This window comes from Janthinobacterium lividum (genome assembly GCF_034424625.1).
Taxonomy (GTDB): Bacteria; Pseudomonadota; Gammaproteobacteria; order Burkholderiales; family Burkholderiaceae_D; genus Janthinobacterium; species Janthinobacterium lividum.
Genome location: NZ_CP139976.1, coordinates 2,482,776 through 2,496,481, shown reverse-complemented (window position 1 = coordinate 2,496,481; position 13,706 = coordinate 2,482,776). Strand labels below are relative to the sequence as shown.

Below are 13,706 nucleotides of genomic sequence, written 5' to 3'. Positions count from 1 at the left end.
CATGTTGTGTTTATTGGAGGTTTCATGACGACAAATGCAGTTTCCCCCACACGCGGCCAGGTCGATGTCGCCGCGTCCATCAATGAATACCTGGAGCGGCGCGACTGGCGTGTCAACGCCAACGCCAACCAGGGCTACTCGCTGGGCGGCCTGATACTCAACGTGTCGGGCAAGGTCATCGCCAACTACTGGCTGGACCAGGTATATCCGCCGGAAGTGGGCGCGGCGCACCGCGAAGCGGCGCTGCACATCCACGACCTCGACATGCTGGCCGGCTATTGCGCCGGCTGGTCGCTGCGCACCCTGCTGCACGAAGGCTTGAATGGCGTGCCGGGCAAGATCGAATCCGGTCCGCCCAAGCACATGTCGAGCGCCATCGGCCAGATCGTCAATTTTCTCGGCACCCTGCAAAACGAGTGGGCCGGCGCGCAGGCGTTCAGCTCCTTCGACACCTACATGGCACCCTACATCCGCAAGGACAGCCTGCGCTACGAAGACGTGCGCCAGTACATGCAGGAGCTGATCTTCAACCTCAACGTGCCATCGCGCTGGGGCACGCAGACGCCGTTTACCAACCTCACCTTCGACTGGGTCTGCCCGGACGACCTGCGCGAGCAGATTCCCGTCATCGCCGGCCAGGAGATGGACTTCAGCTATGGCGAGCTGCAGGTGGAGATGGACATGATCAACCGCGCCTACATCGAGATCATGATGGCGGGCGATGCCAAGGGCAGAGTCTTCACCTTCCCCATCCCCACCTATAACATCACCGAGGATTTCGACTGGCATAGCGAAAACGCGGAACGCCTGTTCGAGATGACGGCCCGCTACGGCCTGCCCTACTTCCAGAACTTCATCAATTCGGAACTCAAGCCGAACATGATCCGCTCCATGTGCTGCCGCTTGCAGCTGGACTTGCGCGAACTGCTGAAACGGGGCAACGGCCTGTTCGGTTCCGCCGAGCAGACGGGTTCCCTGGGCGTGGTGACGATCAACTGCGCGCGCCTGGGCCACCGATGGCGCGGCGACGAGCCAGCCCTGATGGCGGACCTGGACCGCCTGCTGGAACTGGGCAAGACGAGCCTGGAAATCAAGCGCCGCACCATCGAGGAACTGATGCAGCAAGGCCTGTTCCCGTACACGAAGCGCTACCTTGGCACCCTGCGCAACCACTTCTCCACCCTGGGCGTGAACGGCATCAACGAAATGATCCGCAATTTCAGCGGCGACGCCTACGACATCACGGCGCCAGCAGGCCATGCGCTGGCCGTGCGCCTGCTCGACCACGTGCGCGCCCGCATGGTGCAATTCCAGGAAGAGACGGGCCATATGTACAACCTGGAAGCGACGCCGGCCGAAGGCACGACCTACCGCTTCGCCCGCGAAGACCGCAAGCGCTTCCCCGCCATCCTGCAGGCGGGCACGGTCGACAACCCGTACTACACGAATTCGTCGCAGCTGCCCGTCGGCCATACGGACGACCCGTTCGAGGCGCTGGAATTGCAGGACGCGCTGCAGCGCAAGTACACGGGCGGCACGGTACTGCACCTGTACATGACGGAAGCGCTGTCGGACGCGAATGCCTGCCGCGAGCTGGTGAAACGCGCCCTGAGCCGCTTCTCGCTGCCCTACATCACGGTCACGCCCACGTTTTCCATCTGCCCGCGCCACGGCTACCTGGCCGGCAAACATGAATTCTGTCCCACCTGCGACGCGGAACTGATCGCGCGCAAGCAGTCCGATCTCGCTCACCCACTCAAGGAAACGCCATGAACGCACGTCCCGACTTCACTCCCGCCATCACTCTGCTCGACACCGAACGCCAGCGCTGCGAAATCTGGACCCGCGTGATGGGCTATCACCGCCCCGTCGCCTCGTTCAACATCGGCAAGCAGGGCGAATTCCACGAGCGCCAGTACTTTACGGAAGCGAGCGCCCGGGTTGGCCTGTCCGCCTGCCATGGCGGCTGATTTGAAAGTGGGCGGCCTGACGCCCTTTTCCGCCACCGACTACCCTGGCAAGCTGGCGGCCGTGGTGTTCGTGCAGGGCTGCCCCTGGCGTTGCGGCTATTGCCACAATCCTCACCTGCAGGCGCGCACGCCGGAAGGCGCCATGCCCTGGCACGACGTGTTGACCTGGCTGCGCCGGCGCGCAGGCCTGGTCGACGCCGTCGTCTTCAGCGGCGGCGAAGCGTGCATGGACCCGGCGCTGGGGCGGGCCATGCAAGACGTCAGGGAACTGGGGTTCGGCATCGGCCTGCACACGGCCTGCATCTATCCGCAGCGCCTGCAGGAAGTGCTGCCCCTGGTCGACTGGGTCGGCTTCGACATCAAAGCGCCGTTTGCCGACTATCGTCATGTGACCCGCGTGGCCGGCAGCGGCGACCCGGCGCGCGCCTGCCTGGACGCCATCCTCGCCAGCGGCGTCGCCTACGAATGCCGCACCACCACCCACCCGGACCTGCTGCCGGACGAACAGTTGCTGTCCCTGGCCACCACCCTGGCCGCGAAAGGCGTCGACAACTACGTGCTGCAGCAATTCCGCGCCGAAGGCTGCGCGGACGCGGTGCTGTCCGGCCGCCCTCTGCACGGCTATCCGGCGGCGCATACTTTGGCGCAAATCGGCGCCATGTTTCCGCGATTTACATTCCGTAATCATGGCGGTTGATCCTGCCGCCACATAATTGCTGAAAGCTCTACAAAATTCCCCGTTCTGCAACGCTGAAATGTCTTGCGTGCTGTAATGTATCAACTGTGCCGCGCGCCATGCGCAGCCCATCAGATTCTTCACTCCGCATTACAGATAAGCGTCATCCATGAACGATTTCACCGCAGTCAGCCCAGGCACTCCTTCCACCCACGCCGACATCCTGTACGGCCCGCCGCGACCGGATCTGCTGCGCGGGGAAGTACTGGCCGACCTGCTGGAAGCGACGGCACGCCGCTATCCGCAACAGATCGCCCTGATCGACGGCGAACGCCGCATCACGTATGCGGAGCTCGACGCGCAGGCGGGACGGGCCGCGTCGCGCCTGGTGGCGGCCGGCGTCAAGCCCGGCGACATCGTGGGCCTGTGGCTGCCGCGCGGCGCCCATCTGCTGCTGATGCAGGCGGCCATCGCCAAGGCGGGTGCCGCCTGGCTGCCCGTCGATGAAGACACGCCCGTCGAGCGCCTGCAAGTGTGCCTCGATGACGCCAGCGGTGCCGGCATCGTCAGCTGCGCGCAATTCGCGCCACGCCTGTTGGACGCCGGCGTCAAGCGTCCCGTGTGGACGGCGGAAAGCCTGCTGGCCCCCGCCGCGCCGGGCGAAGTGCTGCCCGCGCGCGGCGCCGTGCTGCCCGAACACCCGGCCTATGTGATCTACACCTCCGGCTCCACGGGCAAACCGAAGGGCATCCTGATCAATCAACGCAGCATCTGCCACTTCCTGCGCAGCGAAAACGCCGTGCTGGAAGTGGCGCAAAGCGACACCGTCTACCAGGGATTTTCCGTCGCCTTCGACATGTCGTTCGAGGAAATCTGGATCGCCTACCTGGTGGGCGCCACCCTGTGGCTGGGTCCCAAGGAGATCTCGGGCGACCCGGAAGCCTTGCCGCGCGCGCTGGCCGAGAACAAGGTCACCGTGCTGCACGCCGTGCCGACCCTGCTGGCCCTGTTCGCCGAGGAAGTCCCCAGTTTGCGCCTGATCAACCTGGGCGGCGAGATGTGCCCGGAGTCCCTGGTCGAGCGCTGGTCGCGCCCGGGCCGCGCCATGTTCAACACCTATGGCCCCACGGAGGCGACCGTCTCGTGCAGCCTGGCGCGGTTGCGGCCCGGAGAACCCGTCACCATCGGCACGCCGCTGCCCAACTACGGCTTGCTGGTGTTGCAGGTGGCCGAGCCGGGAGAAAACCGTTCCCTGGCCCTGCTGCCGCGCGGCGAGACAGGGGAGCTGTGCATCATCGGCCCCGGCCTGGCCGAGGGCTACCTGGGCCGGCCCGATCTGACGGTGGAAAAATTCCTGCCCAACCCGTGGGCGGCCAGCGAGGATGACGCGCGCCTGTACCGCACGGGCGACCTGGCCCGCATCGATGCGGACGGCCAGGTGCTGTGCCTGGGCCGCGCCGACGACCAGGTGAAAATTCGCGGCTTCCGCGTGGAGTTGGGCGAGATCGAAGCCGTGCTGGCGCAGCAGGCGGGCGTGGGCACGGTAGCCGTGTTGCTGCGCAAGGATGACGGCATCGACCAGCTGGTGGCCTACATCGTCGGCAGCGAGGAGGCGCCCGAGGACGCCCTGGCGGCAAAGACCCTGCGCGCCGCCCTGAACCTGCATTTGCCACCCTACATGGTGCCGGGCCGTTTTGAACTGCTGCCGCTGATGCCGCGCCTGACATCGGGAAAAATCGACAGGAAGGCCTTGAAAGCCATGCCCCTGTCCGCCCCGCCGGCAGGCGAGGCAGGCGAATCGGACGTGCCGGAAACGCCGGCCGAAGCGGCCCTGTTCGCGGCCCTGGCCAAGCTGTTCCCGGGCCAGGCGATTTTGCGCCAGCTGGACTTCTTCAGCGACCTCGGCGGCCACTCCTTCCTGGCCGCGCGCCTGGCCTCCGCCCTGCGAACGGATCCGGCCTACGCCCACATGACGGTGCGCGACATTTACCAGAACCGGCAGATCGGCAAGATCGCCGCCGTCTTGAGCGAGGCGCCCGCGCTGGCCACGCCGGAGGCGGAGTGGACGCCGCCGTCCACCATGAAGCGCTGGCTGTGCGGCGCCGCGCAGGCGGCAGCCGTGCCTGGCCTCGTCACCCTGCGCATGGCGCAGTGGATGGCGCCCTTCTTCACCTACCACTTCTTCACGGGCGACACGGGCGATACCGTGCCGCGCGCCATCGCCGCCTCGATCGGCGTGTTCCTGCTGGCGACCCTGGCCGAATTTGCCATTGCAATTGCCGGCAAGTGGCTGATCGCCGGGCGTTTGAAACCGGGCAGCTATCCGCTGTGGGGCGTCACGTATTACCGCTGGTGGCTGGCCGACCGCCTGGTCGAATCGGCGCCCGCCTACCTGCTCAGCGGCTCGTCCCTGAATAGCTGGTGGCTGCGCGCGCTCGGCGCGAAGGTGGGCAAGGAAGTGGTCATCGGCTCGATGACCCTGCGCGCGCCCGACCTGCTGGTCATCGGCGACAACGTCAGCGTGGGCAATGCCGTCAACTTTGAAAACGCCAGGGTCGAGCGGGGCCGTCTGCTGCTGGGCCGCATCAGCATCGGCGACGACGCCTGCATCAGCTCTTACGCGATCATGGAAGGCAATACCACAGTGGGCGCGTTCGGCCACCTGGAGGGCCAGTCGGCGCTGGCCGATGGCGCGGCGGTACCCGCCGGTCGCGTCTGGACGGGCTCGCCCGCGCGCGACATTGGCGCGTTTGACGTTGCCAGCCAGCCGCCGCGCCCCGCCGTCTCGCGCCTGCGCCTGACGGGCGAAACCGTGTTCTTCTGCTTCGGCATGGTCTTGATCGCGGTGCTGTTCTTCATGCCCGTCTTCCCCAGCTTCGTGCTGATCGACTGGTTCGACGAGCGCGAAATGATGCCGTGGTTGCAGGGCCGCGACGTGACGACCCAGCTGGCCCGCTACTTCCTGCTGGCCTTCCCCGCCAGCGCCGTGCTGATCGTGCTCACGGCCCTGCTGTCGGCCGCCATCCGCTGGGGTGCGCTGCCCCGCTTGAAGCCGGGCAGCTCGCCCGTGCACAGCAATATCTATTGCGCCAAGTGGCTGGTCAGCCATATCCAGGAATCGAGCCTGAACGTCCTGCACGGCATCTACGCCACCGTGTACGCGCCATACTGGTACCGCCTGCTGGGCGCCAAGGTGGGCAAGGGCGCCGAGATTTCCACGGCGCTGGGCGTGGTGCCCGACATGCTGACCCTGGGCGACGACACCTTCATCGCCGACGCAGTCATGCTGGGCGACGAGCAGATCGACGGCGGCTGGATGACCATGCGCCCCACCGTCATCTCGCACCGCAGCTTTGTCGGCAATGGCAGCTACATCCCGGACGGCACCACGCTGCCCGAACACGTGCTGATCGGCGTGCACACGCATGCGCCGCGCAATGAGCAGATGCACAGCGGCGACACGTGGCTGGGCTCCCCGCCCATGCATTTGCCCGCGCGCGAGCAGGTCAGCGGCTTTGCCGAGCACCTGACCTTCAAGCCGTCCTTGCTGCGCCGCCTGGGCCGCAGCCTGATCGAAGCGTTCCGCATCGTCGCGCCGCACGCGGTGGTGATCGCCGTCGGCTACACCCTGGTGCTGGACGTGATGCCGATCGCGGGCGCGGGACGCTGGGGCGAAGTGGTGAGCGACCTGGCGATTGCCGGCCTGGCCTACGGCATCGGCAATTTTCTGGTGGTCGTGCTGTTCAAGTGGCTGCTGCTGGGACGCTACCGCAAGCACGCGGCGCCCATGTGGACGCCATTCGTGTGGATTTCGGAAGGCGTGACCAACCTGTACGAAGGCATCGCCGTACCCAACTTCATGCGCTACCTGCGCGGCACGCCGTGGCTGCCGCTGGCCTTCCGCCTGTTCGGCTGCAAGATCGGCCGCGGCGTCTACATGGATACGACCGACATCACGGAATTCGACTGCGTGCACATCGGCGATTACAGCGAATTGAACGCGCTGACCTGCCCGCAAACGCATTTGTTCGAAGACCGCGTGATGAAGATCGACCATGTGGAGATCGGCCAGCGCGTCTACATGGGCCCGCGCAGCTCCGTGCTGTACAGCGCCAAGGTCGGCGACAACGCGCGCCTGGGCCCCTTGACCCTGGTGATGAAGGGGGAACACATCCCCGCCGGCAGCAACTGGGCCGGTTGCCCGGCGGCGCCGCTGCGCAGCTGATGGATGATAAGGTGCTCTTCTCAAGAGACGGCGTGCTGGTGATCGGCATCGCCGCCGTGCTGCCGCGCGCCGGAGCCCGGTGGCGCATCCGCGCCGCCGTGCGCGAGGCGGCGGCCCGCTGGCTGGATGTCAGTATCGGGGCGATTTCGGTGGCATCAACGCCGGGCACCCCTCCCCGCTTGCTGCTGGCTGGAAGCACGGCCAGCCTGTCGTTCAGCCATGACGAGGGAATCTCGCTGGCCGCCATCGGCCTGCATGGCCCTGTCGGCATCGACGTGATGCGGGTGCAGGAGATTCCCGACTGGTTTGAGCTGGCGCGCGACTATCTGGGGCCGCAGGTGGCTGCTGAACTGAGCGCCTGCTCCGCCGATCAGCGCCCGTTGACCCTGGCGCAGGCGTGGACGACGCGCGAGGCGGCGCTCAAGCGTGCGGGCTTGCCACTGACGGAGTGGAACGGGGTAGCACCGGCTTGCCGCTTGCACGACTTTGCGTTGCCGGCGCCGCATGTGGCGACCCTGGCATATTAGTCTTCCTTCCCTTTGCCAGCTCCGCCGATCTGGACGAAAATCAGTTTTACGATAATACTGACGAGCAATCCCAGCACCCCGATCAATTCCAGCATGGTCTTTCCTTTGCAGTGACAGCAGACCAGCCCACTGTAACGCGAACACCGGGGCCAGGCTAATATCAAATCAGGCAGTCTCCGATCTCGAAAAGGTATACGATTGATTTCCATCAGACAGTTCCGCTATTTTGTCGAAGTCGTCGATGCGGGCAGCTACTCGCGCGCGGCGGAAAAATTATATATCGCGCAGTCGGCCCTGAGCCGGCAAATCAAGGAGCTGGAAGGTGAAGTACAGGCTCTGCTGCTCACGCGCGACGCGCGCCATATCGAACTGACGCCCGCGGGACAGGTCTTTTATGAGCGGGCCAAGCGCATCCTCGAAGACATCGACGAAACCGTGCGCCAGACGCGCCACGTGGGACAAGGGGCGCAAGGCATCATCCGCCTGCTGCATTCGAGCTCCGTCACCCTCACGCCCGCCATCGGCGCGGTGCTGAACCGCCTGCTGGCGCAGTTCCCCGGCGTTTCGCTCGATGTATCAAAAGGGTCGTCGGAAAACCAGGCCGCCGACATCGAGGAAGGCCGCGCCGACCTGGGCCTGGTGCGCCTGCCCACCCTGCGCAAGCATGCCAACATCGTCGTGCGCGAGCTGTTTACAGAAAAGCTGGTGGTGGCCGTGTCAGCGACGTCGCCCCTGGCCGCGCTGGAGCGCACGACCATCGCGGCATTGCGCGACGAAGCCTTCGTCTCGATCCCGCACAAGGACCGCGGAGGCCTGAGCTACCTGGTGGCGGGCCTGTGCCTGGCGCAGGGCTTTTTCCCCAAGGCGGCGCGCGCCCTGTCGCGCAAGACATCGCAGTTGAACCTGATCGAAGCCAATATGGGCATCGCCATCGTCCCTGACAGCATGCGCCTGGTGGCGCCGCCCGGCGTGCGTTTTATTGCGCTGCCGGACGAAGAGTCGCATTCCGTCGTCGGCCTGATCTCGCCGCGCGCGGCGAGCGGCATGGTGGCCGCGTTTACGGAGGCGTTCGTGCGCGAGATGAATGCGCTGGCAGCGGCGGATTAACCCTCCGCATACAGCGCCGCATCCACGTCGCGCACGGCCGCCATCAGCAAGGCCAGTTTCATGACATCGAGCTTGCCATCCGTGCGCACGCGCGAGCACAGGTCGATGCCGTAGGGGCGCACCTGGCGCAGCGCATCGGCTACGTTGGTGTCGTCCAGCCCGCCTGCCAGGAAAACGGGACGGGGACTGGCGCGCACGAAGCGCGCGCTGACGGACCAGTCATGCGTGCGGCCCGTGCCGCCCAGTTCCGGGACCTGCGCGCCGGGGCGGCCCGAATCGAGCAAAAAAGCATGCACATGGGGCGCATAGGCGGGTATCAGCGCCAGCGCCTGTGGCCCTTCCACGTGGATCACCTGCACGCGCCGCACGTGCGGCAGCAAGCGCGCCAGCTGCGCCACTTCGCCGGGGTCGATATGGCTGACGATCTGCACGGTGGACGGCTGCGTGGCGCGCACGTGTTCGGCGATGGCTTGTGCCGTCGTCTCGGAAGTCAGCAGGAACGTGGCCACGGGCGGCGGCGTCCAGGCGGCGATCTGCGCGATGCGCGCGTCGGGAATCGGGCCGGGGCCGGATGGCATGGCCGCCACCAGGCCCAGCGCGTCGGCGCCGGCGGCAATGGCCAGTTGCGCTTCGTCGATGGAAGCGATGCAGCAGATCTTGATGCGGGTTCTCATGGCCTTGCGTGTTCAGTCCGGATGATCAACATTACAACACAGGGCGGCGCGCACGCCAAGGCACGCGGTCAAGGCCGCGCACGATTGTGTGCCGGAATGGGGCGCGCCCACCTCGTCTCGACGGAAGGCCACGCCATGCCGCCGCAACACCACCACCAGCGCAGCAGCGGGCAGGGGCCGATACGCTGGCGCCTGATCGTCAGCCCGCGCTGATTGACATGCGCCAGGCGGCGGACGATACTTGCTTTATCCGGAATCGCCATTGGAACGTCACTGGAACACCAGCATGCGTATCGTCGACTTTGAAGTCCGCAAGGAGTGCCCGCCGCAGTTGTGCGATTGCGAACGCGAGCGCCTGCTCGACGATGCGCAGGCGGACCTTGCCATCCTGCGCCTGAACCTGACGGAAGAAAAGCGCCTGCTGGCGCACATCGAGGGCATCGCCACCCATGCACAGTTGCAGAAGCTGCAACTGCTGCTGAAAAGCAACCTGGGCGTGGAATTGCAGATTGCACCGGGCAGCGGCGAAGTGCGCACCGTGCGCGGCTTCCAGATCCGCCTGCTGGAGCAGCCCGGCCTGTGCCGCAAGACGCGCGCCGCCATTCCGGCCGCCGTGCGCCGCTGCCTGGCCGCACATCCCGAGATCGCGTTTGCGATCTTGAATGAAAACGATTTGCTGGGTGGGGTGTGAGCCGAGTGCGAATGTCGGATTACGCTCCGCTAATCCGACCTATGCCGTCACGCTGGCGCGGATGGGAATGACCTTGCCCTTCGCTTCACGCGCCCTTAACTGTCCGCAGCCGCCCTCCACGTCCTGCCCGGCCGAATCGCGCAATTTGGTCAGCACGCCGCGCGCGTGCAGGGTGGCGGCAATGGCGCGCGCCCTTTCCCAGCTGGGGCGCTGGAACGGCAAGTCGTCGATGGTGTTATACGGGATCATGTTCAGCACGGCGTACTTGCCCTGCAAGAGCGCGACGATGCCATCCATCTCGTCCTCGCCATCGTTGACCCCTTCCATCAGTGTCCACTGGTACTGCACCGGGTAGCCGGTCAGGCGCGCATACGACTCGCCGAAGTCCACCAGTTCCTGCGGCGACAGCCTGGGCGCGCGCGGCAGCAACTGTTCGCGCAGCTCCGGCTTGGTGGTGTGCAGCGACAGGGCCAGCGCCGGCTTGACGCGCCCTTGCGGCAGGCGCTCGAAGGCGCGCGGGTCGCCCACGGTGGAAAACACGAGGTTCTTGTGGCCGATATTGCCCTCGGTGCCCAGCAGCTCGATCGCTTCCATTACATTGTTCAGGTTATGCGCCGGCTCGCCCATGCCCATGAAGACGACTTTTTTCACGGGGCGCAGGGTGCGCGCCAGCACCACCTGCGCGACAATTTCTCCGCTGCTCACTTGCCGGATCAAGCCATCGCGGCCCGTCATGCAGAACTGGCAGCCGACGGCGCAACCGACCTGGCTGGACACGCACAAGCCATCGCGCGGCAGCAGCACGCTTTCCACCGTCTGGCCATCGTGCAGTCCCACCAGCAGGCGCGCCGAACCGTCAGCGCCCGGGTGGGTGCTGAGCAATTTCAGCATGCCCTGCAGCTCGAGATCGAGCGCAGGCAAGGCCTCGCGCACGGGCAGCGGCAAAAAATCCTCGGCGCGGCGCCGGCCCTGGTCGTGCGGCTGGCCCTGTATCCAGTCGCGCAGCACGCGCTGTTCATGCAGGGGCTTGGCACCCAGGGCGCGCAGGCGCTGGCGGAGATGGTCGATTTGCATGGCGTCTGAAATAAAAAACGGCGCGCCGGCAGGAATGCGAGGCGCGCCGCGGATGGCAAGGAGGAGCTTAGACTTTTTTCACGAACTCGGTTTTCAGGCTCATGGAACCGAAGCCGTCGATCTTGCAGTCGATATCGTGGTCGCTGTCGACCAGGCGAATGTTCTTGACCTTGGTGCCCATCTTGACGACACCGCCGCCGCCCTTCAGTTTCAAGTCCTTGATGACGCTGACCGTGTCGCCGTCCTGCAGGATATTGCCGGCCGCATCGCGGTACACGCGAGCGCCCTCTTCCGCCGCTTCGCCAGCCGTGGCCGACCATTCATGCGCGCATTCAGGGCAGATCAACTGGCTGCCATCTTCGTACGTGAATTCGGACTTGCATTGCGGGCATGGTGGTAATGTGCTCATTTTATTCTCTGTCTGGTGAACAGCGCGTGCTGTAAAAGCCGACAGTATAGTGCCTACGCCCCGCATCAGCGCGCTTTTTTCGCCATCATTGTCAAGGACGGCGAATAATCTCGATGGTGCTGTGGACAATTTCCTCGTGGATGCCGATGCGCGCGCGCAGCTCGGCGCCTGTCAGCGCGGGATCGCGGCTGACGACGGACAAGGCGCACGAATACAGCTGCTTTCCGACCCGCCACACGTGCAGGTCGACGATGCGTGGCGTGTCGCCGGCGCTTTCCACTTCCACCGCCTCGCGGATTTCATCCACCACCGGATGGTCCATTTCGCGGTCAAGCAAGACCTTGCCCGTCTCCTGCATCAGTTTTTTCGCCCACAGCGCCACCAGCACGGCGCCCGCGATGCCCATCACGGGATCGAGCCAGCGCCAGCCGTAAGCCCACGCGCCGCCCAGCGCAAGGATGGCCAGCACGGACGTGGCGGCATCGGCCAGCACGTGGATGTAGGCGGCCTTCATGTTCAGGTCTTCGCCATGGTGGTGGCCGTGATGGTCATGCTCGTCGTGGCCGTGACCATGGTGATGGTCATGGTCATGGTGCCCGCCGAGGATCAGCGCGCACACGAGGTTGACCACCAGGCCGAAGGCCGCCACGGCCATCGCCTGCGGATAGTGGATGGGCTGCGGCGAGAACAGGCGTTCGACGGAAGCGGCCACCATCAGCACGGCCACGCCCAGCAGCAGGATGGCGCTGGTGTAACCGGCCAGCACCTCGATCTTCCACGTGCCGAAGGCAAAGCGCGGGTCGCGCGCATAGCGGCGCGCGGCCGCATACGCAAACGCGGCCAGGCCGATGGCCAGCGCGTGCGAACTCATATGCCAGCCATCGGCCAGCAAGGCCATGGAGTTGTACCACCAGCCGGCGAGGATTTCCAGCGCCATGGTGGCCAGGGTGATCCACATGACGATGCGCGCACGGCGTTCGGCCCTGCCATTGCTGCTGTCAAAAACGTGTTCGTGCTGCCAGGCGGAGAGGTCTTCGCCGAGGGATTGCGCTTTCATGGCATTTTCCTTATTTGAGGTAGGTGCGCAGGATGCCCGCGATGTCGTCGGCGCCCCTGGCCCGTTCGTCGCCGGAGATATCGGGACTGGCCACATGCTCGCGCAAGTGCTCTTCGATCACTTCGGCCATCAGGCCGTTCACGGCGCCGCGCACGGCGGCGATCAGCTGCAGCACTTCGCCGCAGTCGCGCCCCTCTTCCAGGCCCCGCTCCAGGCCCTCCACCTGGCCGCGGATGCGCTTGACGCGATTAAGCAACTTGGTCTTGTTGTGCGCCGTGTGTCCCATGATTTCACCTCAATAAATACTATAGGGGGGTATACTATCAGAAACCGCTACGGCCACGGCCAGGCGCAAAAAAGCCGCGCATCGCGCGAACGATGGCGGCTCCGTCAACAAGGCGTCTCCGCGTCAGGGCGCGGGGGCGATCTTCTGCAGCTTGCTGGCCAGCGAGGCATCGGATAATTCGCCCAGGTGCGTATCGACCAGTCGCCCCTGCGCATCATAAAACAGGGTGGTGGGCAGGGCCGAGGAGCCGGCCGCCTTGCCCAGCGCCGCCTCGCTGTCGAGCACCACATTGCGCAGGGTTACACCGCTCCTGTCCAGGAAAGCGCTGGCCGCCGCCGCATCCTCGCGCTGGTTCGCATACACGAAGACGATATCGGCGCGCGCCTGCTGCGCGGCAGCCAGCACGGGCATCTCGCGCCGGCATGGCGGACACCAGCTGGCCCACAGATTGACCACCATGGGCTTGCCGCCGGCCAGCGCCGCCAGGGTCACCGGCGCGCCACCGATAGCCCGCAGCGCCACGGCAGGCAAGGCCGCCGGCTTGTCGTAGGCCAGCGAGAGCCCTGCACTCAGCACGCCCCAGGCCAGCGCGCCGGACGCGACGCTGATGGCCAGCGGACGGCGCATGGTCGCCATGGCGGGACGCCGGCAGCGCCACGCAGCGATGGCCAGGGCAGCCGCGATGCCGGCCGGCGCCATGAAACCGCCATCGCGGATATTGATGATGGACCAGGGCGCCGCCGAGGGGGAGCTGAAATACTGCTCATGCCAGCGCAAGACGAATGCCAGCCGCGCCGCCAGCAGGCCGGCAATCAGCATGTCGGAAACGAGGGGGCCGGCATCCGGCAGCTGGCGATAGCGCCGCAGCCAGCCCGCCGCGCCGTAGGCGATGCACACGGAGGCGAACAGCAGGACGAGGCCCGTGGGCAGGGCCAGGGGGCCGATTTGCAGGGACAGCATGGGCGCTTTCAGGAACGTCGAGGGACGGCCATTGTGGCCCATGCGGATTA

Annotated in this window: 13 protein-coding genes; 7 read left to right on the top strand and 6 right to left on the bottom strand. The window is 65.8% G+C overall.

Features of this window, described 5'->3' with window-relative positions:
- Window positions 1-24: 24 nt before the first annotated feature.
- From U0004_RS11355 to U0004_RS11330, 6 genes are all read left to right on the top strand, one after another.
- On the top strand, window positions 25-1,773 hold the full coding sequence (locus U0004_RS11355; protein ID WP_070259222.1) for a ribonucleoside triphosphate reductase: 1,749 nt from the start codon (window positions 25-27) through the stop codon (window positions 1,771-1,773).
- Window positions 1,770-1,970 (top strand): anaerobic ribonucleoside-triphosphate reductase, encoded by a 201-nt coding sequence (gene nrdD / locus U0004_RS11350; RefSeq protein ID WP_070259224.1) that lies wholly within the window; start codon window positions 1,770-1,772, stop codon window positions 1,968-1,970. The genes U0004_RS11355 and nrdD overlap by 4 nt, the downstream gene beginning before the upstream one ends.
- Window positions 1,960-2,667: an anaerobic ribonucleoside-triphosphate reductase activating protein gene (locus tag U0004_RS11345; RefSeq protein WP_070259226.1), complete on the top strand. Its 708-nt coding sequence runs from the start codon at window positions 1,960-1,962 to the stop codon at window positions 2,665-2,667. Before nrdD ends, U0004_RS11345 begins: the two co-directional genes overlap by 11 nt.
- A gap of 148 nt (window positions 2,668-2,815) precedes the next feature.
- Window positions 2,816-6,871 carry a Pls/PosA family non-ribosomal peptide synthetase gene (locus tag U0004_RS11340; protein ID WP_070259228.1) on the top strand — a complete coding sequence of 1,352 codons (4,056 nt, stop codon included), beginning with the start codon at window positions 2,816-2,818 and terminating at the stop codon, window positions 6,869-6,871.
- Between the two features lie 11 nt (window positions 6,872-6,882).
- Complete coding sequence (locus U0004_RS11335) at window positions 6,883-7,398, top strand: 4'-phosphopantetheinyl transferase family protein (protein WP_167468648.1); 516 nt, start codon at window positions 6,883-6,885, stop codon at window positions 7,396-7,398.
- A 198-nt stretch (window positions 7,399-7,596) separates the two neighbouring features.
- Complete coding sequence (locus tag U0004_RS11330; RefSeq protein WP_070259230.1) at window positions 7,597-8,505, top strand: LysR family transcriptional regulator; 909 nt, start codon at window positions 7,597-7,599, stop codon at window positions 8,503-8,505.
- On the opposite strand, the gene U0004_RS11325 is transcribed toward U0004_RS11330, so the two are convergent.
- On the bottom strand, window positions 8,502-9,179 hold the full coding sequence (locus U0004_RS11325) for a phosphoribosylanthranilate isomerase (RefSeq protein ID WP_071653733.1): 678 nt from the start codon (window positions 9,177-9,179) through the stop codon (window positions 8,502-8,504). The genes U0004_RS11330 and U0004_RS11325 overlap by 4 nt on opposite strands.
- Window positions 9,180-9,465: 286 nt before the next feature.
- Between U0004_RS11325 and U0004_RS11320 the strand changes: the two genes are divergently transcribed.
- Window positions 9,466-9,870, top strand: coding sequence for a hypothetical protein (locus U0004_RS11320; RefSeq protein WP_070259232.1), 405 nt, complete (start codon window positions 9,466-9,468; stop codon window positions 9,868-9,870).
- A 39-nt stretch (window positions 9,871-9,909) separates the two neighbouring features.
- Here the strand turns inward: U0004_RS11320 and U0004_RS11315 are convergent, their stop codons facing one another.
- The 5 genes from U0004_RS11315 to U0004_RS11295 form a co-directional block, all read right to left on the bottom strand.
- On the bottom strand, window positions 9,910-10,944 hold the full coding sequence (locus U0004_RS11315) for an RNA methyltransferase (protein ID WP_070259234.1): 1,035 nt from the start codon (window positions 10,942-10,944) through the stop codon (window positions 9,910-9,912).
- 67 nt (window positions 10,945-11,011) lie between these two features.
- Window positions 11,012-11,353: a zinc ribbon domain-containing protein YjdM gene (locus U0004_RS11310; RefSeq protein ID WP_034784061.1), complete on the bottom strand. Its 342-nt coding sequence runs from the start codon at window positions 11,351-11,353 to the stop codon at window positions 11,012-11,014.
- Between the two features lie 91 nt (window positions 11,354-11,444).
- Window positions 11,445-12,410, bottom strand: a complete 966-nt coding sequence (gene dmeF, locus U0004_RS11305) for a CDF family Co(II)/Ni(II) efflux transporter DmeF (protein ID WP_070259236.1) — start codon at window positions 12,408-12,410, stop codon at window positions 11,445-11,447.
- A gap of 10 nt (window positions 12,411-12,420) precedes the next feature.
- On the bottom strand, window positions 12,421-12,696 hold the full coding sequence (locus tag U0004_RS11300; protein WP_034784058.1) for a metal/formaldehyde-sensitive transcriptional repressor: 276 nt from the start codon (window positions 12,694-12,696) through the stop codon (window positions 12,421-12,423).
- Window positions 12,697-12,819: 123 nt separating this feature from the next.
- Entirely contained in the window at window positions 12,820-13,656 is an 837-nt protein-coding gene (locus U0004_RS11295; RefSeq protein WP_070259309.1) for a TlpA disulfide reductase family protein, read from the bottom strand.
- Window positions 13,657-13,706: the final 50 nt, after the last annotated feature.

What these genes read in the sequence shown, in the direction of transcription:
- U0004_RS11355 (WP_070259222.1), top strand. Translation starts at nt 25, where the DNA reads ATGACGACAAATGCAGTTTCCCCCACACGCGGCCAGGTCGATGTCGCC.
- U0004_RS11325 (WP_071653733.1), bottom strand. Translation starts at nt 9,179, where the DNA reads ATGAGAACCCGCATCAAGATCTGCTGCATCGCTTCCATCGACGAAGCG.
- U0004_RS11300 (WP_034784058.1), bottom strand. Translation starts at nt 12,696, where the DNA reads ATGGGACACACGGCGCACAACAAGACCAAGTTGCTTAATCGCGTCAAG.
- U0004_RS11340 (WP_070259228.1), top strand. Translation starts at nt 2,816, where the DNA reads ATGAACGATTTCACCGCAGTCAGCCCAGGCACTCCTTCCACCCACGCC.
- U0004_RS11315 (WP_070259234.1), bottom strand. Translation starts at nt 10,944, where the DNA reads ATGCAAATCGACCATCTCCGCCAGCGCCTGCGCGCCCTGGGTGCCAAG.
- dmeF (WP_070259236.1), bottom strand. Translation starts at nt 12,410, where the DNA reads ATGAAAGCGCAATCCCTCGGCGAAGACCTCTCCGCCTGGCAGCACGAA.
- U0004_RS11295 (WP_070259309.1), bottom strand. Translation starts at nt 13,656, where the DNA reads ATGCTGTCCCTGCAAATCGGCCCCCTGGCCCTGCCCACGGGCCTCGTC.
- nrdD (WP_070259224.1), top strand. Translation starts at nt 1,770, where the DNA reads ATGAACGCACGTCCCGACTTCACTCCCGCCATCACTCTGCTCGACACC.
- U0004_RS11320 (WP_070259232.1), top strand. Translation starts at nt 9,466, where the DNA reads ATGCGTATCGTCGACTTTGAAGTCCGCAAGGAGTGCCCGCCGCAGTTG.
- U0004_RS11310 (WP_034784061.1), bottom strand. Translation starts at nt 11,353, where the DNA reads ATGAGCACATTACCACCATGCCCGCAATGCAAGTCCGAATTCACGTAC.
- U0004_RS11345 (WP_070259226.1), top strand. Translation starts at nt 1,960, where the DNA reads ATGGCGGCTGATTTGAAAGTGGGCGGCCTGACGCCCTTTTCCGCCACC.